The sequence below is a fragment of the Streptomyces sp. NBC_00525 genome, assembly GCF_036346595.1.
Lineage (GTDB): Bacteria > Actinomycetota > Actinomycetes > Streptomycetales > Streptomycetaceae > Streptomyces.
The window spans coordinates 4,895,247-4,913,657 of record NZ_CP107834.1; the positions used below are offsets into that span (position 1 = coordinate 4,895,247).

Sequence of the window (18,411 nt, forward strand, 5' to 3'; positions counted from 1 at the left end):
GAATGAAACCGACCGAGAGCGCCGCACCGGTGACGCGGCTGCAGGGTTTCGTGGGGCCGGCGCCCCAGGTGGGCGCCGTCGTCGTGGCCCTCGCCGCGGTCCAGCTCGCGACCGGCTTCTACCGTGCCCTCAGCGAGGGCCGCGCCCTCTTCCCGGACGGCCGGGCCGGCTGGTCGCTCGCCGTCCTCACCGGCATCGTCGTCGGCCATCTGGTCGCCCTCGGCCGGGACCGCTGGTGGGGCGGCACCGGCTCCGGCGCCGCCCTCACCCTGGCCGTGCTGCTGCTCTACGGCTGGGTGCCCGCCGGGCTGGTCAGCCTCGTGGTGGTCGTTCTCGTCGGCGTCGCCCGCCGGCACCGCTGGTGGCAGGGGCTGCTGCACGGCGCGGTGGACATCCTCGGGGTGGGCGCGGCGGCCCTGGTGCTCGCCGCGTTCGGCGAGGTGCAGTCCGTCGAGACCCCCTGGCGGCCACTCGACTGGGGGATCGACGCCGTTCCGGAACTCCTCCTCGCCGCCACCACCTATCTGGTCGTCACCCGCGTCCTGCTGTGGTATTCGCGCGCCCAGCCGGGCAGCGGCCTGCCCACCGTCGCCCGCACTGCCATGCTCCGCCAGGGGCTCGTCGCGGTCGCCCTGCTCGGCATCGCCCCGCTGATCTGCGTCGTCGCGATGGCCCGGCCGGTCCTGCTGCCGCTGTTCGCGGTCCCGCTGATCGCGCTCGACTCCACGCTCTGGATCGCCCGCGCCCGCGCCGAGGAACAGCTCAAGGACCCGCTCACCGGGCTGCCCAACCGCCAGTGGCTGCTGGAGCGCACCTGGACGGCGCTGGAGGAGGCGGAGAACCTCGGCCACCGGGTCGGCCTGGTCCTGATCGACCTCGACCGCTTCCGCGCGGTCAACGACACCCTCGGCCACCTCGCCGGCGACCGGCTGCTCCTCCAGATCGCGGAGCGGCTGCGGCTCGCCCTGCCGCGCGGCGCGGAGACGGCCAGGCTCGGCGGCGACGAGTTCGCGGTCCTGCTGCCCACGGCGGACTCCACCACCAGCGCCCAGCGCGTCGCCCGGCACCTCGTCGCCGAGCTGTCGTCCCCGCTGGACCTGGACGGGCTGACCCTGGTCCTGGAGGCCAGCGCCGGGGTCGCCGTCTTCCCGGACCACGCGCTGGACGCGGAGGGCCTGCTGCGCCGCGCCGACGTCGCGATGTACCAGGCCAAGCGGGACCGCACCGGCGTCGAGGTGTACGAGTCCAAGCGCGACAGCAACACCCCGGACCGGCTGGGCCTCCTCGGCGACCTGCGCCGCGCGCTGGACGCCGGCGAGGTGGAGCTGCACTACCAGCCCAAGGTCCGCTTCGACGGCCAGGTCGCCGGTCTCGAGGCGCTGGTGCGCTGGGTGCACCCGGAGCGCGGCCGGGTCCCCCCGGACGAGTTCATCGCGATCGCCGAGTCCTCCGGGCTGATGCCGCACCTCACGGAGTACGTCCTGGAGACGGCGCTCGCCCAGGTCGCCCGGTGGCGGGCGCAGGGCCTCTTCGTACCCGTCGCGGTCAACGTCTCCCCGCGCGATGTGCACACCCCCGGATTCGCCGGCGGCGTCGCGGCCCGGCTCGCCCGGCACGGCGTCCCGGCCGGCGCGCTCCAGCTGGAGATAACGGAGCACGTGCTCCTGGAGGACCCGCAGCGCGCGGCGGACACCCTCGCCGGGCTGACCGGGCACGGCGTGAAGATGTCCCTCGACGACTTCGGCACCGGCTACTCCTCGCTGGTCCATCTGCGCCGGCTGCCCGTCAGCGAGCTGAAGATCGACCGGTCCTTCGTGGCCCGGCTCGCCATCGACCAGGAGGACGCGGAGATCGTCCGCTGCACCATCGACCTGGCCCACTCGCTGGGCCTGCTCGTCGTGGCGGAGGGCGTCGAGGACGACGAGACCTGGGAGCGGCTGCGGGACCTGCGGTGCGACGCGGTGCAGGGCTGGCTGGTGGCCGCCGCGATGCCGCCGCAGGAGATGACGGCCTGGCTGCGGGCGCGCGGCGAGCACGGCTGGCGCCGCCCGGCCGAGCTGGCCGCGGCAGCGGCGGCGGCAGCCGCGGCGGCCTCCGCGGTGAAGGCCCCGGCCCCGGCGGCCGAGCTGGAACAGCGCCCCTCCGGCCGCACATCGGGCCCCCGCCCGGCAACCACGTAACCACCCCCCGGGAGCGGCCCCCGCGACGTTTCCCACGGGTGGCCGCCGGTGGTGTGGCCGACCCCATAGGATTGGGCCAAAACCACACACCAACCCTTGAGGATCGCTGCATGCCTGGCATCACGCGCGAGGAGGTCGCCCACCTCGCCCGGCTGGCGCGTCTGGAGCTGAAGGGCGAAGAGCTCGATCACTTCGCCGGTCAGCTCGACGACATCATCGGCGCGGTCGCCCGCGTCTCCGAGGTCGCCGACCAAGACGTACCGCCGACCTCCCACCCGCTGCCGCTGACGAACGTCATGCGGGCGGACGTCGTCCGTCCGTCTCTCACCCCCGAGCAGGCGCTCTCCGGCGCCCCGGCCCAGGAGCAGCAGCGTTTCAAGGTGCCGCAGATCCTGGGGGAGGACTGACAGCCATGACGGACATCAGCAGCATCATCAAGCTCACCGCGGCCGAGATCGCCGCGGGCATCGCCTCCGGCGAGTTCACCGCCGTCGAGGTCACCGAGGCCCACCTCGCCAGGATCGAGGCCGTCGACGAGAAGGTGCACGCCTTCCTGCACGTCGACCGGGAGGGCGCGCTCGCCCAGGCCCGCGCCGTGGACGCCAAGAAGGCGGCCGGCGAGAAGCTGGGCCCGCTGGCCGGCGTCCCGCTCGCGCTCAAGGACATCTTCACCACGAAGGGCATGCCGACCACCGTCGGCTCCAAGATCCTCGAGGGCTGGGTGCCGCCGTACGACGCGACGGTCACGCGGAAGCTGAAGGCCGCCGACGTGGTCATCCTCGGCAAGACCAACATGGACGAGTTCGCCATGGGGTCCTCCACCGAGAACAGCGCCTACGGCCCCACCGGCAACCCCTGGGACCTCACCCGTATCCCCGGCGGCTCCGGCGGCGGCTCCTCGGCCGCCCTGGCCGCCTTCGAGGCCCCGCTCGCCATCGGCACGGACACCGGCGGCTCCATCCGCCAGCCCGCCGCCGTCACCGGCACGGTCGGCGTCAAGCCCACCTACGGCGGGGTCTCCCGCTACGGCATGGTCGCCTTCTCGTCCTCCCTGGACCAGGGCGGGCCCTGCGCCCGCACCGTCCTGGACGCGGCCCTGCTGCACGAGGCGATCGCCGGCCACGACCCGATGGACTCCACGTCGATCGACGCGCCGGTCCCGCCCGTGGTCGAGGCCGCGCGCAACGGCTCCGTGCGGGGCATGCGCGTCGGGGTCGTCAAGCAGTTCTCCGGCGAGGGCTACCAGGCCGGTGTCGTCCAGCGCTTCAACGAGTCGGTCGAGCTGCTCGAATCGCTCGGCGCCACCGTGGTCGAGCTGGACTGCCCCAGCTTCGACCTCGCCCTTTCGGCGTACTACCTGATCGCGCCGTCCGAGTGCTCCTCGAACCTCGCCCGGTTCGACGCCATGCGCTACGGCCTGCGCGTCGGGGACGACGGCACGAAGTCCGCCGAGGAGGTCACCGCGCTCACCCGCGAGGCCGGCTTCGGCGACGAGGTCAAGCGCCGCATCATCCTCGGTACGTACGCGCTCAGCTCCGGCTACTACGACGCGTACTACGGCTCCGCGCAGAAGGTCCGTACGCTGATCACCCGCGAGTTCGAGCAGGCGTTCGAGCGGGTGGACGTGATCGTCTCGCCGACCACGCCCACCACCGCCTTCCCGATCGGTGAGCGCGCCGACGACCCGATGGCGATGTACCTGGCCGACCTGTGCACCATCCCGACCAACCTGGCCGGCAACTCCGCCATGTCGCTGCCCTGCGGCCTGGCCCCGGAGGACGGCCTCCCGGTCGGGCTGCAGATCATCGCGCCCGCCATGAAGGACGACCGGCTCTACAAGGTCGGAGCCGCCGTCGAGGCCGCCTTCGTGGAAAGGTGGGGTCACCCGCTGCTGGAGGAGGCTCCGTCGCTATGAGTGCCATGGCCAAGAAAGCCAAGAACTTCAAGAAGTCGAAGACCGGGCTGTACGTGTCGATGGGCAGCACCGCGTTCGGTGCGCTCAGCGTCGTCAAGCAGGCGAGGCTCGCACGCGAGGACAACGACACACTGCGGCTCATCGACGCCGCCGTGTCCGCCGCCGCCATCGTGACCGGCCTCGCGATCCTCTATCGCGAACTGAAGCGTCTCGGCGACGACGACGTACTGCTGGGCTGAGAGGGAAAGTTTTCCGTGACTGTCATCGACCTGGAGTCGTACGAGGACGCCCTCGCGACGTACGACCCCGTCATGGGCCTCGAGGTCCATGTGGAGCTCGGTACCAAGACGAAGATGTTCTGCGGCTGCTCCACCGAGCTGAAGCAGGACGCCAACTCGCAGACCTGCCCGGTCTGCCTCGGCCTGCCCGGCGCGCTGCCGGTCGTCAACGCGATCGGCGTCGAGTCCGCGATCAAGATCGGCCTCGCGCTGAACTGCGAGATCGCCGAGTGGTGCCGCTTCGCCCGGAAGAACTACTTCTATCCGGACATGCCGAAGAACTTCCAGACCTCCCAGTACGACGAGCCGATCGCCTTCAACGGCTATCTGGACGTCCAGCTGGAGGACGGCGAGATCTTCCGGGTGCAGATCGAACGCGCCCACATGGAGGAGGACACCGGCAAGTCGACGCACGTCGGCGGCGCCACCGGCCGTATCCACGGCGCGTCCCACTCCCTGCTCGACTACAACCGCGCGGGCATCCCGCTCATCGAGATCGTCACCAAGCCGATCGAGGGAGCGGGCGCACGCGCCCCCGAGGTCGCCAAGGCGTACGTCGCCGAGCTGCGCGAGCTCATCAAGGCGCTCGGCGTCTCCGAGGCCCGCATGGAGATGGGCCAGATGCGCTGCGACGTCAACCTGTCGCTGCGCCCGCACGGCACCGAGACCTTCGGTACGCGCTCCGAGACGAAGAACGTCAACTCGCTGCGTTCCGTCGAGCGCGCCGCCCGCTTCGAGATCCAGCGCCACGCCGCGGTGCTGAACTCCGGCGGCACCGTCGTGCAGGAGACCCGGCACTTCCACGAGGAGGACGGCTCCACCACGGCCGGCCGCATCAAGGACAACGCCGAGGACTACCGCTACTTCCCCGAGCCGGACCTGGTGCCGGTCGCCCCGGCCCGCGAGTGGGTCGAGGAGCTGCGCAAGGGGCTCCCCGAGCTGCCGCGCGTCCGCCGCGCCCGGCTCAAGGAGGAGTGGGGCGTCTCCGAGCACGACATGCAGTCCATCCTCAACGCGGGCGCGGTCGAGCTGATCGTGGCCACGATCGAGGCGGGCGCCCCCGCGGACCAGGCCCGCAAGTGGTGGATGGGCGAGCTGGCCCGCAACGCCAACGAGACCGGCCGCGGCCTCGACGAGCTGCCCGTCACCCCGGCGCAGGTCGCCCGGGTCGCCGAGCTGGTCGCCGCGGGCGACCTCAACGACAAGCTCGCCCGCCAGGTCCTGGAGGGTGTGCTCGCCGGCGAGGGCGACCCGGACACCGTCGTCGAGAAGCGCGGCCTCAAGGTCGTCTCCGACGAGGGCGCCCTGTCCACCGCCGTGGACGAGGCCATCGCGGGCAACGCGGCCATCGCGGACAAGATCCGCGGCGGCAAGGTCGCGGCGGCCGGTGCGCTGGTCGGCGCGGTCATGAAGGCGACTCGCGGCCAGGCCGACGCGGCCCGCGTCCGCGAGCTGATCCTTCAGAAGCTGGGCGTCGAGGGCTGAGCCCTTCCCGTACGCCGAAGGGGCGGTGGGTCCGGTCGCGAACCGGGCCCACCGCCCCTTCGTATGGGCGTACTTATGTCGTCCATAGGTGGATCTGCCCGCTGTGACCCTCCCCACGAAACGGGCAAATGATCTCGAATGGCTGCGAGAGTGGCGGTCTCAGGTCATGCGTTCTCCCGCGGGCGGCAGTGCCGGTCGCCGGGAAGACCACGAACCCGCAGGGAGCGCGTCCTCTTGGCTGCCATCGCCCGCTGGTGCGTCACGCACCGCCTCATCGCCGTACTGATCTGGCTGCTCGCCCTCGGCGGCACGGCCGCCGCGGCCGGGTTCGCGGGGTCCGCGTACTCCAACGACTACGAGGCCCCGGGCACCGAGTCGGGCCGCGCCGCCGAACTGCTCAAGAGCGGCTTCACCGACCTCGGCGGCGACACGGACACCATCGTCTGGCACACCGAGGACTCCACGGTCCGGGCCACCGACGTCCAGCAGAAGATGACCCGCACCCTGCACGCCGTCGAACGGCTGCCCGGCGTCGGGGCGGTGGCCGGACCCTATACGGAGACCGGCGCCGCGCAGATCAGCGCCGACGGGCACACCGCGTACGCCACCGTCACCTTCGACCAGCGCGCCGACGACGTGCCCGTGGCGCAGGCACAGGCCGTCGTGGACACCGCCGAGGCGGCCGAGAGCCCGCACCTGCGCGTCGAACTGGGCGGCTCCGCCATCGCGCTCACCGAGGCGCCCGCCGCCCATCTCAGCGAGATCATCGGGGTCGCCGTCGCGGCCGTCGTGCTCTTCGTCGCCTTCGGCTCCCTCGCCGCCAGCATGCTGCCCATCGCCACCGCGCTCGTCTCGGTCGGCACCGCGTACGCGGGCATCGTGCTCCTCGGCCATCTGATGACCGTCGCCGACTTCGCGCCCATGCTCGGCATGCTCATCGGCCTCGGCGTCGGCATCGACTACGCCCTGTTCATCGTCACCCGGCACCGCAGAGGACTGCGGCGCGGCATGACCGTGCCCGAGGCCGCACAGCACGCGGTGGCCACGACCGGCCGGGCCGTCGTCTTCGCCGGCGCCACCGTCTGCATCGCGCTGCTCGGCATGCTGATCCTGCGGCTCAGCTTCCTCAACGGCGTCGCCATCGCCGCCTCGCTGACCGTCGTGCTGACCGTGGCCGCCTCGGTGACCCTGCTGCCGGCCCTGCTGTCGCTCATCGGCCTGCGCGCGCTCAGCCGGCGCGAGCGCGCCCGGCTGGCCGCGCACGGGCCGCAGCCCGAATCACCCACCGGCTTCGCCGCCCGCTGGTCCGCCTTCGTCGAACGGCACCCCAAGCTGCTCGGCTCGCTGGCCGCCGTCGTGATGCTGGCCCTCGCGCTGCCCACCTTCTCGCTCCACCTCGGCACCTCCGACCAGGGCAACAACGCCGATTCCAGCACCACCCGGCAGGCGTACGACCTGCTCGCCGACGGCTTCGGCCCCGGCGTCAACGGACCGCTCACCGTCGCCGCCCACCTGGACGGCGCCGACGACCGGCTCGCGATGGACGCCCTGCCCGCCACCCTGCGCGCCGTCGACGGGGTGGCGCGGGTCGACCCGGTCACCTACAACGCCGCCGGCGACACCGCCTTCGTCACCGTCGTCCCCGACTCGTCCCCGCAGTCCCGCGACACCAGCGACCTGGTCGAACGGCTGCGCACCGACGTCCTGCCGAAGGCGGCCGACAACACCTCGCTGGAGACCCACGTCGGCGGGGTCACCGCCAGCTACGACGACTTCGCCCAGGTCGTCATCGGCAAGCTGCCGCTGTTCGTCGGCGTCGTCGTCGGACTCGGCTGCCTGCTCCTGCTGCTGGCCTTCCGGTCCATCGGCATCCCCCTCAAGGCGGCGGCGATGAACATCGCGGCGGTCGCCTCCTCCTTCGGCGTCGTCGTCGCGATCTTCCAGTGGGGCTGGGGCAGCGAACTGCTCGGCCTGGGCAGCGCGGGCCCCATCGAACCCTTCCTCCCGGTGATCATGGTCTCGGTGCTCTTCGGCCTCTCCATGGACTACCAGGTCTTCCTGGTCGGCCGGATGTACGAGGAGTGGCTGGAGACGCGGGACAACCGGCGCGCGGTCCGGGTCGGCCTCGCCGAGACCAGCCGGGTGATCAACTCCGCCGCCGTCATCATGATCTCGGTGTTCCTCGCCTTCGTCCTCAGCGGCGACCGGGTGATCGCGATGTTCGGCATCGCCCTGGCGGCGGCCGTCGCCCTGGACGCCTTCGTCCTGCGCACCCTGCTCGTCCCGGCCCTGATGCACCTGCTGGGCGGCGCCAACTGGTGGCTGCCCCGCTGGCTGGACCGCCGGCTGCCCCGCCTGTCCGTCGAACCGCCGGACCACCCGGTGGCCCCCGTACCGGCACCGGGCCGGGGTACGTACGCGGACGAGCCGGCCGGGGCGGTCCGCGAGAGCGTCTAAGGCATGTCCGGGTGGTTTCACCGGGACCCTGCGGTGGTAGGGCGCCGCGTCTAAGGCCCCCCTGCGGCACAGATGCGGAAGACGCCCGATGCGGCACACCCCCCTGGGGGACGAGAGTGGTGGCACGGCGGAGGAACCGCCGCCACCGAGGCCCGAAGGGCCCGTCACCCCGGGGGGACACCACCATGTACGAGTTCGAACTCCACAAGATCATGCACGCCGAACTGCTGCGCCGCTCCGATCTCCGGCGCCTCGCCGACGAGGCCCGCCGCTCCCGCCGCGTCGCCCGCCGCAGCGGACGCCAGGAACCCGGAAGGACGGTGAGCAGCGGCGGCGTACGGGACCGGTTCACGCCCGCCGCGTAGGGGGCGGCGGTGAACCGGAGCCGGGGACCGCACGGTCCCCGGCATATTCCGTCCCCGCTGTCGGACCCGTGTGCGATGCTCGGCGGCGTGGAGACCAGGTCAGTCAGCCCCGTGTTCGTCGGCCGCACCGGCGAACTCAATTCGCTCACCGGCGCGCTCACCCGCGCCACCACCGAACCCTCCGGCGCCGCCGGGGGGTTCTGCGGTGAACCGCAGGCCCTGCTCATCGGCGGCGAGGCCGGAGTCGGCAAGACCCGCCTCGTCGAGGAGTTCCTCGCCGTCGCCGCCCGCCGGGACGCCGTCGTCGCCGTCGGCGGCTGCGTCGAGATCGGCGCCGAGGGCCTGCCCTACGCCCCCTTCTCCGCCGCCCTGCGCGCCCTGCGCCGCGCCCTGCCCGAGGAGATGGCCGCGGCCTGCGCCGGCCAGGAGGGCGAACTGGCCCGGCTGCTGCCCGAACTCGGCGAAGCCGGCCGCGACGGCTCCGACGAGCACGGCACCGCCCGCCTCTTCGAACTCACCGTCCGGCTGCTGGAGCGCATCTCCGCCGACCGGGCCGTGGTGCTCGTCCTGGAGGACCTGCACTGGGCGGACTCCTCCACCCGCCACCTCCTCGCCTACCTCTTCCGCACCCTGCGCGGCGGCCGCCTCGTCGTCGTCGGCACCTACCGCGCCGACGACATCCACCGCCGCCACCCGCTGCGCCCCCTCCTCGCCGAGATCGACCGGCTGCGCACCGTCCGCCGCATCGAACTCGCCCGGTTCACCCGCTCCGAGGTGCGCCGCCAGCTCGCCGGCATCCTCGCCGACACCCCCGACCCCGCCCTGGTGGACGAGATATTCGAGCGCTCCGACGGCAACGCCTTCTTCGTCGAGGAACTGGCCTGCATCCTGGAGTGCGGCGACGGGGACGGCGACGGACTGCCCGACTCGCTGCGCGACCTCCTCCTCGTCCGCGTCGAAACCCTCTCCGACGACGCCCAGAAGGTCGCCAGGATCGTCGCCGAGGGCGGCTCCGCCGTCGAGTACGAACTGCTCGCCGCCGTCGCCGGCCTCGCCGAGGACGACCTCATCGAGGCCCTGCGCACCGCCGTCGGCGCCAACCTGCTGCTCACCACGCCCGAGGGCGACGGCTACCGCTTCCGCCACTCCCTGGTCCGCGAGGCCGTCAGCGACGACCTGCTCCCCGGCGAGCGCTCCCGCCTCAACCGCCGCTACGCCGAGGCACTGGAGGCCGACCCGGCCCTCGTCGGCGAGAACGAGCGCGCCACCCGGCTCGCCAGCTACTGGTACGGGGCGCACGACCCGGCCAAGGCACTGCCCGCCGTCCTCAAGGCATCCGTCGAGGCCCGCCGCCGCAACGCCTACGCCGAACAACTGCGCCTGCTCGAACGGGCGCTGGAGCTGTGGGACGACGCCCCGTGCGCCGTACGCCGCACCCTGCGCCCCATCGACTACGCAGAGGTCTACCCCGCCTGCCGCTCCGACGCCTCCCCGCTGCGCCACCTCGACCTGCTGGCCGAGGCCACCGTCGCGGCCCGCCTCGGCGGCGAGCGCGAGCGGGCCTTCGCCATCTGCAAGAAGGCGCTGCGCATCCTGGCCGGCGAGGACGACCCCCTGCGCGCCGCCTGGTTCTGGGTGCAGCGCTCCCGCCTCGTCCAGGACCTCACCCGCGGCGACGGCTGGGAGGAGCTGGCCACCGCCGAACGCCTGGTCCGGGGCCTGCCGCCGTCGGCGGTGCACGCGGACGTGCTGATGATGGTGGCCGGCTGGGGCGCCCTGCACCGCCCCGGCGCCGAAACCCTGGCCGCCGCCGAGCGGGCCGTGGAGTACGCCCAGCTGGTCGGCGACGAGTACATCGAACTGCACGCCCGGCTCACCCGAGGCTGGCTCAACGCGGACGCCGGCGCCGTCGACGAGGGCATCGCCGAGATGTACGCCGTCCGCGACCGGGCCGACGAGCTGGGCCTCATCGACATCATGGGCCGGGCCAGTATCAACCTGCCCTCCACGCTGGAGGCGATGGGCCGCTCAGAGGAGGCCGTCGCCGCCGCCGACCACGGCATCCGCATCTGCCACGAGCACGGCGTCGCGGACATGGAGGCGTGGGTCCGCACCAACCAGGCCATGTCGCTGTTCTCGCTGGGCCGCTGGGACGAGGCCGTCGCCACCACCGAGGCCGCCGCCCGCAAGTCCCTCTCCCGCAAGTCCCAGGGCCTGGTCGCCGCCCGCCGCACCGAGATGGCCCTGGTCCGCGGCGATCTCGCCGAGGCCGAACGGCAACTCGCCCTGACCCGGCGCTGCTTCGGCTCCAGCGACCCCCAGCCCCAGCACTTCATCAACCCCGTGCGGCACGGCATCCTGCTCGCCGTGCAGCAGGGCCGGCTCGCCGAGGCGCGCGCCGCCTTCGAGGCCCAGGCCGCCGAGGGCTTCCCGACCGGCACCCAGCGCTACGCCTTCCCCATGCTGCACGCCGTCGCGGCGGCCGAGGCCGACGCCCGGGGACTGCCCGCCACCGAACCGGGCCGCCCCGCCGTCCTCGACCTCGTCCGCGCCCAGCTCAAGCGGCTGCCCGCCCTCGTCCCCGTCTGGGCCGCCCATGTGCCGCTGATCGACGCCGAACTGGCCAGGGCCGAGGGCAGCGACACCCCCCGCCACTGGGAGGAGGCCGCCCGGGCGTTCGCCCCGCTGCGACGCCCGTACGAGCTGGCGCAGATCCACCACCGCTGGGCGGAGGCGCTGCTCACCGCCTCCGGGGACCGGGCCACCGCCACCCGGCTGCTGCGCGAGGCGCACACCACCGCCGTACGGCTGGGGGCCCGCCCGCTCACCGAGTCCATCGAGCTGCTGGCCGGCCGGGCCCGCATCGCCCTCACCGGCACGCCGGCCCCCGCCGAGAAGGCGCCCGCCGCCGTGGAGTCCTTCGGGCTCACCCCGCGCGAGCAGGACGTGCACCGGCTGGTGGCCGCCGGGCTCACCAACCGCCGCATCGCCGAGGAGCTGTACATCTCGCCCAAGACCGCGAGCGTGCACGTCTCCAACATCCTGGCCAAGCTGGGCGTCGCCGGCCGCGGCGAGGCCGCCGCCCTGGCCCACCGGCTGCGCCTCTACCCGGCACCGGAGTCCCGGTGAGGCGCCCCGGCCGGGCAGAGCGCCGGCCCCCGCCCGGCCGGGCAGGGCGCTAGCGCACCCGGAGCAGCAGGATGCGGTCGTCGCCGGGCTTCGGGGAGCCCCGGCCGTCCGTCTCGCTGGTGACCAGCCACATCCGGTCGCCGCCCGCCGCCAGGACCGTGCGCAGCCGGCCGTACTCGCCCTTCAGGAACGCCTGCGGGGCGGCCAGCGGCTCCTGCGCGGCGCCGCCCTCGCGGGACAGCGGAATCCGCCACAGCCGCTCGCCCCGCAGCCCGGCCATCCACAGGGAGCCCTTGACGTAGGCGAGGCCGCTCGGCGACGCCTCGGAGGTCTTCCACTGGGCGACCGGGTCGTGGAAGCCCTTCTCGTGCGCCACGCCCTCGGCGTCCGGCCAGCCGTAGTCGCCGCCCGGCTCGATGAGGTTCAGCTCGTCCCAGGTGTCCTGGCCGAACTCGGAGGCCCACAGCCGCTTGTCCGCGTCCCAGGCGAGCCCCTGCACATTGCGGTGCCCGTACGAATACACCACGGAGTCGGCCTTCGGATTGCCGTGCAGCGGCTCCCCGTCCGGCGTCATCCGCAGGATCTTCCCGGCCAGCGAGTCCTCGTCACGGGCGCGGTCGCCGTCGCCCGTCTCGCCCGTGCCCGCGTACAGCATGCCGTCCGGGCCGAAGGCGATCCGGCCGCCGTTGTGGATCGCGCCCTTGGGGATGCCCCGCAGGATCGTGTCCGGGGCGCCGAGCGACTGACTCGGCGTGGAGGCGTTCTCGTCGTAGATCATGCGGGCGATGCGGTTGTCGGACGCGGTGGTGAAGTACGCGTACACCAGATGGTCCGAGCCGAAGTCGGGGGAGACGGCGATGCCGAGCAGGCCGCCCTCGCCCTCCGGCGCGACTCCGGGCACCGCGCCGATGAGCTTCTTCTCGCCGCTCTCGGCGTCGACACGGGTGATCGTCCCCTTGTCGCGGGAGCCGACCAGGAGGTCGCCGCCGGGCAGCGCGGCCAGCCCCCACGGGGAGTTCAGCCCCTCGGTGACCGTGGACACCAGCTCGACCGCGCCCTTGGCCGGCGGCAGGCCCGCCGGAGTGCGCGAGACGGAGGGCGACGGCGAAGCCGACGCGTCGGGGGAGGGGGAGGCGCTGGGGGAGTGCGCGGGGGAACGCGCGCCCTGGCCCGCCGAACTCTCCATGCCCTCCTGCGAGGTGCACCCCGCGGCGAGCAGCAGCGCACCGGCCGCCGCCACCGCCACAGCGCCCCGCCGAGCCCCCCGGCCGCCTCCGCCGGGGCCCGTCCGACGCCCCACCGGCTCCTGCACTGATCCGAACACCGTACCGATCCCTTCAACGGCCGCCTGTCCCCTGTTCTTACACCGCGCCCCACCCCCAACCGGGCCGCTTTCCCACATCGGCGACCGGCGCGCCGGTGATCAGTCCCAGGACTCCTGCGGCGCCGGCAGCCGGTCGAGCTCCGCCAGGTCGCGTGCGGTCAGCGCCAGCCCGGCCGCGCCCGCGTTCTCCACCGCCCACCGCTCCCGCTTGGTGCCCGGCACCGGCACCACCTGGGGGCCCTGGTGCAGCACCCAGGCCAGCGCCACCTGCGCGGGCGTCGCCCCGTGCCGTTCGGCGACCCGGCGCAGCCCCACCACCAGCGGCTGGTTCGCCGCCATCACCTCGGCCGTGAACCGGGGGTGCCGGGCCCGCAGATCCTCCGGCTCGAATCCCTGACCCGGCGTCAGCGTCCCCGTCAGGAACCCGCTGCCCAGCGGCATCGCGGCCAGGAAGCCCACGCCCCGGTCGGCGCACCACGGCAGCAGCGACTCCAGCGCCTGCGGCGACCACACGGACAGCTCCGCCTGCACCGCGCTGACCGGGAACACCTGCTGCACCCGCTCCAGCTGACGGATCGTTCCGTCATGCGTGCGCGCACCCGGCCGGCGGGCCGCCCGCGCCCCGACCGCACACAGCCCCAGCGCACGGACCTTGCCCGCGCCCACCAGCTCCGCCATCGCGCCCCAGGTCTCCTCGACGGGCACCTCCGGGTCGGCGCGGTGCAGCTGGTACAGATCGATCACATCGGTCTGCAGCCGCCGCAGCGAGGCGTCGCAGGCCCGCCGCACATAGCCGGGCCTGCCATTGGCCACGATGTGCTGATCACCCACCAGCAGACCGCACTTGGTGGACACGAACGCCTGCTCGCGCCGCCCCTTCAGGGCCCGCCCCACCAGCAGCTCATTGGTGAACGGGCCGTACATGTCGGCGGTGTCGAGCAGATCGACCCCCGCGTCGAGCGCCGCGTGCACCGCCCGCAGCGCGCGGTCCCCGCGCTGCTGCGACGCGCTGTACGCCCAGTTCATCGGCATGCAGCCGAGCCCGACCGCCCCCACGGCGAGCGCCGCCGCACCCAGACTCCTGCGCTCCAACTCCCGTAACCCTTCCTCGCACCGCCCCCAAAGCTAACCTCTGCGTCCCCGGGACCTTCGCATAGCCTCCTGGCCATGACTTCCACCACGCATTCCGCCCCCGCCCCCGAGGTCTGGCTGCCGCTGCACGCGGACGAGATCGAAGGGCTGCCCGAGGGCCTGACGTACCACTTCTGGGACGGCGCGCCGGAGTACCCGGCCGACCCCGCCGACTGCGCCTACTACGTCGTCCCCTACATGAAGGGCCTGGAGATCGCGATCCGGCCGCTGCCGCTGATGAGCGGGGTCCGGGTCGTGCAGACGCTCTCGGCCGGCATCGACCACGTCGAGCCCGCCCTCGACCGGCTGCCCGCCGGCGTACGGCTGTGCAACGCCAAGGGCGTCCACGAGGCGTCAACCGCCGAGCTGACCCTCGCGCTGATCCTGGCCTCGCTGCGCGGGTTCCCCGGCTTCGTGCACGGCCAGGACGAGGAGGAGTGGCGGTCCGGCTTCTACCCGGCGCTCGCCGACAAGTCCGTACTCATCGTGGGCTACGGGTCGATCGGCGCGGCCATCGACGACCGGCTCGCGCCCTTCGAGTGCGCGCGGGTCGCACGCGTCGCGCGCTCCGCCCGGACAACCGCACGCGGCCCCGTACACGCGATCGAGGATCTGCCGGCCCTGCTGCCCGAGGCGGACGTGGTCGTCCTGGCCACCCCGCTGAACCCCTCCACCCAGGGCCTGGCGGGCGCGGACTTCCTCGCCGCGATGCGCGACGGGGCCCTCCTGGTCAACGTCGCCCGCGGCCCCGTCGTCGACACCGAGGCCCTGCTGGCCGAACTGGCGTCCGGCCGGCTGCACGCCGCCCTCGACGTCACCGACCCGGAACCGCTGCCCGCGGGCCACCCCCTCTGGCATGCTCCGAACGTTCTGATCACCCCGCACGTCGGCGGCAGCACCTCCGCGTACCTGCCGCGCGCCAAGCGGCTGATCGCCGGACAGCTCACCCGCTTCGCCGCGGGCCGGCCGCTGGACAACGTCGTCCGCACCACCGGCTGACCACGCACCGAGCACGCCCGGCCGCCCTCCGTGTTCACGACCGCCCCGGTCAGTCACGGAGCGTAGAGAAGCTATGTCCCTGAGTGACGAGTCTGGTGTATCGTCCCGAAAGGGGTGCTGCGCCGTGGCAGGGACGGCGCCGGGGAGCCAGCCACACGCGAGGGGGCGACGGGCGATGGACGGCCGATGGGCGAATGACCGGACACGGCGCGGGGGACGGCTGCGGTCGCAGGGCCCGGTGAGCGTCCGCCACAACCGGCCGGAAGCCGGGGGAGGGCCGCGGTGAGCGCCCCGGCGAGCACCCGCGGAGCGCTCCTCGCCCGGCAGTTCCGGGCGGGGCGGTCCTCCGCGCTGCTCCCGCAGTCCGTCCTCGGCCTAGTCTGCGGCGGCTACGCCGTGGGCGCGGCCACCGGCTGGGGCTCCGAGCGACTGGCCCTGTTCATGGGCGACTTCGGCCTCAGCGCCGCCGCCCTCGCCGCCGCCGTCTCCTGCTTCCTCTTCGCCCGCGCCGCCGACATCCGGTTCCGGCCCGCCTGGCTGCTGTTCTCGCTCTCCTCGCTGATGGCCGCCTGCGGCAACGCCGTCTGGGGCTGGTACGAGTGCGTGCGCGACGTCCCGGTCCCCAGCCCCTCCCCGGCCGACGTCTTCTTCCTCTGCTTCGCGCCGCCCGCCATCGTCGGCCTGCTCGTCCTCGCCAAGCGGCCCGTCACCCGGGCCGGCTGGGTCTGCCTGGCCCTGGACTCCTGGCTGATCGGCGGCTCGCTCCTCACCCTGTCCTGGAGCCTGGCCCTCGCCCACACCGCGCACGTCGCGGACGCCGAGGGGGGCAGCGTGGCCCGCGCCGCGCTCACCCTGGCCTATCCGCTGCTCGACATCGTGCTCGTCTCCATGGTGCTCGCCCTGCACTTCCGGCGCACCAGTGTCAACCGCGCCGCCGTGAACACCGCCATCGCCGCGCTCGCCCTGACCGTCCTGTGCGACGCCCTGTTCACCTCGCCGCTGCTGCGCCAGACCTACCACTCCGGCCAGTTGCTCGACGCCGGCTGGTTCGCCGGCTCGCTGCTGCTGGCCTACGCCCCCTGGGGGGCCGCGCGCCACGCGGACCCCGCGGTCCCCGACGAGGACCCGGAGTCCCCGCGCACCACCAGCCGCCCCATCGCGGGCTCGCTGGCCGCGCTCACCCCGTACCTCGCCGCCGCCGTCTGCACGCTCGGCATCCTGTACAACGTCATCGAGGGCCGCCGGGTGGACCGCGTCGTCGTCCTCACCGGATGCACGGTGGTGCTCGCGCTCGTCGTCCGGCAGGGCATCATGCTCGTCGACAACATCGCCCTCACCCAGGAACTGGCCCAGAAGGAGAACCACTTCCGCTCCCTGGTGCAGGGCTCCAGCGACGTCATCATGATCGCCGCCCCCAGCGGGGTCCTGCGCTACGTCAGCCCCGCCGCCGCCGGGGTCTACGGGCGCGACGCGGACGAGCTGGTCGGCGCCGAGCTGTCCTCGATCATCCACCCCGACGACCTGGGCCGGGTCGTCCACGAGGTGCGCCGGTTCCTCGCCGCCCCGCCCGGCGAGGAACCCACCACCCGCATCGAGTGCCGCTTCCGCTCCGGCTCCGGCGACTGGCTCAACGTCGAGTCCACCATCAACCGCCACCAGGGCGGCCTGATCCTCAACAGCCGGGACGTCACCGAACGGGTCCGCCTCCAGGCCCAGTTGCAGCACAACGCCGAGCACGACCCGCTCACCGACCTGCCCAACCGCGCCCTGTTCACCGCACGCGTCCGCCAGGCCCTGGCCGGCCGCCGCGCCGGGGACGCGGGCACCGCCGTGCTCTTCATCGACCTCGACGGCTTCAAGGCGGCCAACGACCGCCTCGGCCACCAGGCGGGCGACGAGCTGCTCGTCCAGGCCGCCCGCCGCCTTCAGGAGTCCGTCCGGGCCGGGGACACCGCCGCCCGCCTCGGCGGCGACGAGTTCGCCGCCCTCATCACCGGCGACGGCGGCCGGGAGCAGGACGCCCGTGAGTGCCAGGTGCACGAGATCGCCGACCGGCTGCGCCTCACGCTCTCCGAGCCGTACCGCATCGGCGACGGCGAGGTCCGGGTCACCGCCTCCATCGGCGTCGCCTTCGCCGAGCCCGGCATCACCCCCAACGACCTCATGCGCAACGCGGACCTCGCCATGTACCGCGCCAAGGCCGGCGGCAAGAACCGCGTCCAGCTCTACGCCCCGCAGATGCAGGCCGACGTGGTCCGCCGCTCCGAGCTGGCGACCCGGCTGCGCGGCGCCCTGCGCGACGGCGAGTTCGCCCTGCTCCACCAGCCCGTGGTGCATCTGGCCACCGGCACGATCGCGGCCGTCGCCGCCCAGGCCCGCTGGCGCTCCGCCCAGGGCATCCTGTTCACCCCCGCCGAGTTCCTGCGCATCGCCGAGGACGGCGACCGCAGCGCGGAGCTGGGCCGCTGGCTCCTGGAGGAGGCCGTCGAGCAGGCCGCCGACCGCGCCGGGGCGGGCCACCAGGCGCCGGTGTGCGTCCGCCTCCCGGCCCGCAGACTCCTCGACCGGGGATTCCCGGCCGGCTCCGTCGAGGCGCTGCTCACACGCCACGGGCTGCCGTCCGCCGCGCTCATGATCGAGATCGCCGACAGCGACCCGCGCGTCCCCTTCGAGGAACTGGAGCAGCGCCTGGCCGCCCTGCGCCGGCTGGGTGTACGGATCGCGCTCGACGGTTTCGGCAGCGGCTACGCCGCGATCAACGCCCTGCGCCGGCTCCCGATCGACGTGCTGAAGCTGGACCGGGGCCTGGTCGAGGGCGTGGTCGAGTCGGCCCGGCTGCACAAGATCACCAGCGGGCTGCTGAGGATCGCCTGCGACCTCGGGATGCAGTCCGTCGCCGATGGCGTGGACGTGCCGGAGCAGGTCCTCGCGCTGCGCGCCATGGGCTGCACCCACGGCCGGGGCGCCGCCTTCTCCGGGCCCCTCGACGAATACCGGCTGCGCCGCGTGCTGGCCCGCGGCACCTTCCCGGTCCCCGGCGGGGTGCCCGCGCAGCCGGTCCTCGCGGGCGGCTCGCTCCCCTCACTCACCGGCTCACATGGTGAGACACCTGTCCCACCCACTTGACACCCCGCGTGCGTCGGAGAGA

General features: G+C 73.5%; 12 protein-coding genes. 10 read left to right on the forward strand and 2 right to left on the reverse strand.

Annotated elements, in window-relative coordinates; translation table 11 throughout:
* Positions 1–2 precede the first annotated feature (2 nt).
* The 8 genes from OG710_RS21940 to OG710_RS21975 all read left to right on the forward strand — a co-directional run bounded on the left by OG710_RS21940 (position 3) and on the right by OG710_RS21975 (position 11,809).
* Positions 3–2,180 carry a putative bifunctional diguanylate cyclase/phosphodiesterase gene (locus OG710_RS21940; protein ID WP_330240837.1) on the forward strand — a complete coding sequence of 726 codons (2,178 nt, stop codon included), beginning with the start codon at positions 3–5 and terminating at the stop codon, positions 2,178–2,180.
* 110 nt (positions 2,181–2,290) lie between these two features.
* Positions 2,291–2,587, forward strand: a complete 297-nt coding sequence (gatC, locus tag OG710_RS21945; RefSeq protein WP_018102521.1) for an Asp-tRNA(Asn)/Glu-tRNA(Gln) amidotransferase subunit GatC — start codon at positions 2,291–2,293, stop codon at positions 2,585–2,587.
* Positions 2,588–2,592: 5 nt separating this feature from the next.
* Positions 2,593–4,095 (forward strand): Asp-tRNA(Asn)/Glu-tRNA(Gln) amidotransferase subunit GatA, encoded by a 1,503-nt coding sequence (gene gatA / locus OG710_RS21950; RefSeq protein ID WP_330240838.1) that lies wholly within the window; start codon positions 2,593–2,595, stop codon positions 4,093–4,095.
* Positions 4,092–4,334 carry a hypothetical protein gene (locus OG710_RS21955; RefSeq protein ID WP_330240839.1) on the forward strand — a complete coding sequence of 81 codons (243 nt, stop codon included), beginning with the start codon at positions 4,092–4,094 and terminating at the stop codon, positions 4,332–4,334. The genes gatA and OG710_RS21955 overlap by 4 nt, the downstream gene beginning before the upstream one ends.
* Positions 4,335–4,349: 15 nt before the next feature.
* Positions 4,350–5,858, forward strand: coding sequence for an Asp-tRNA(Asn)/Glu-tRNA(Gln) amidotransferase subunit GatB (gene gatB, locus OG710_RS21960; protein WP_330240840.1), 1,509 nt, complete (start codon positions 4,350–4,352; stop codon positions 5,856–5,858).
* Between the two features lie 234 nt (positions 5,859–6,092).
* Positions 6,093–8,315, forward strand: coding sequence for an MMPL family transporter (locus tag OG710_RS21965; RefSeq protein WP_330240841.1), 2,223 nt, complete (start codon positions 6,093–6,095; stop codon positions 8,313–8,315).
* 185 nt (positions 8,316–8,500) lie between these two features.
* Positions 8,501–8,680, forward strand: a complete 180-nt coding sequence (locus OG710_RS21970) for a hypothetical protein (RefSeq protein ID WP_330240842.1) — start codon at positions 8,501–8,503, stop codon at positions 8,678–8,680.
* A gap of 75 nt (positions 8,681–8,755) precedes the next feature.
* On the forward strand, positions 8,756–11,809 hold the full coding sequence (locus tag OG710_RS21975) for a helix-turn-helix transcriptional regulator (RefSeq protein WP_330240843.1): 3,054 nt from the start codon (positions 8,756–8,758) through the stop codon (positions 11,807–11,809).
* A 49-nt stretch (positions 11,810–11,858) separates the two neighbouring features.
* On the opposite strand, the gene OG710_RS21980 is transcribed toward OG710_RS21975, so the two are convergent.
* Positions 11,859–13,055: a PQQ-dependent sugar dehydrogenase gene (locus tag OG710_RS21980; protein WP_330240844.1), complete on the reverse strand. Its 1,197-nt coding sequence runs from the start codon at positions 13,053–13,055 to the stop codon at positions 11,859–11,861.
* A gap of 177 nt (positions 13,056–13,232) precedes the next feature.
* Positions 13,233–14,189, reverse strand: a complete 957-nt coding sequence (locus OG710_RS21985) for an aldo/keto reductase (protein WP_199563694.1) — start codon at positions 14,187–14,189, stop codon at positions 13,233–13,235.
* A gap of 111 nt (positions 14,190–14,300) precedes the next feature.
* Here OG710_RS21985 and OG710_RS21990 point away from each other — a divergent pair, with 111 nt between their 5' ends.
* Both OG710_RS21990 and OG710_RS21995 read left to right on the forward strand, forming a co-directional pair.
* A complete protein-coding gene (locus OG710_RS21990; protein ID WP_330240845.1) occupies positions 14,301–15,263 on the forward strand; it encodes a 2-hydroxyacid dehydrogenase in 963 nt (320 codons plus the stop codon).
* A 282-nt stretch (positions 15,264–15,545) separates the two neighbouring features.
* A complete protein-coding gene (locus OG710_RS21995; RefSeq protein WP_330240846.1) occupies positions 15,546–18,389 on the forward strand; it encodes a putative bifunctional diguanylate cyclase/phosphodiesterase in 2,844 nt (947 codons plus the stop codon).
* The last annotated feature ends 22 nt before the right edge of the window (positions 18,390–18,411 follow it).

Coding starts and splice junctions, on each gene's coding strand:
- gatC (WP_018102521.1), top strand. CDS start 2,291: ATGCCTGGCATCACGCGCGAGGAGGTCGCCCACCTCGCCCGGCTGGCG.
- OG710_RS21990 (WP_330240845.1), top strand. CDS start 14,301: ATGACTTCCACCACGCATTCCGCCCCCGCCCCCGAGGTCTGGCTGCCG.
- OG710_RS21970 (WP_330240842.1), top strand. CDS start 8,501: ATGTACGAGTTCGAACTCCACAAGATCATGCACGCCGAACTGCTGCGC.
- OG710_RS21940 (WP_330240837.1), top strand. CDS start 3: ATGAAACCGACCGAGAGCGCCGCACCGGTGACGCGGCTGCAGGGTTTC.
- gatA (WP_330240838.1), top strand. CDS start 2,593: ATGACGGACATCAGCAGCATCATCAAGCTCACCGCGGCCGAGATCGCC.
- OG710_RS21975 (WP_330240843.1), top strand. CDS start 8,756: ATGCTCGGCGGCGTGGAGACCAGGTCAGTCAGCCCCGTGTTCGTCGGC.
- OG710_RS21955 (WP_330240839.1), top strand. CDS start 4,092: ATGAGTGCCATGGCCAAGAAAGCCAAGAACTTCAAGAAGTCGAAGACC.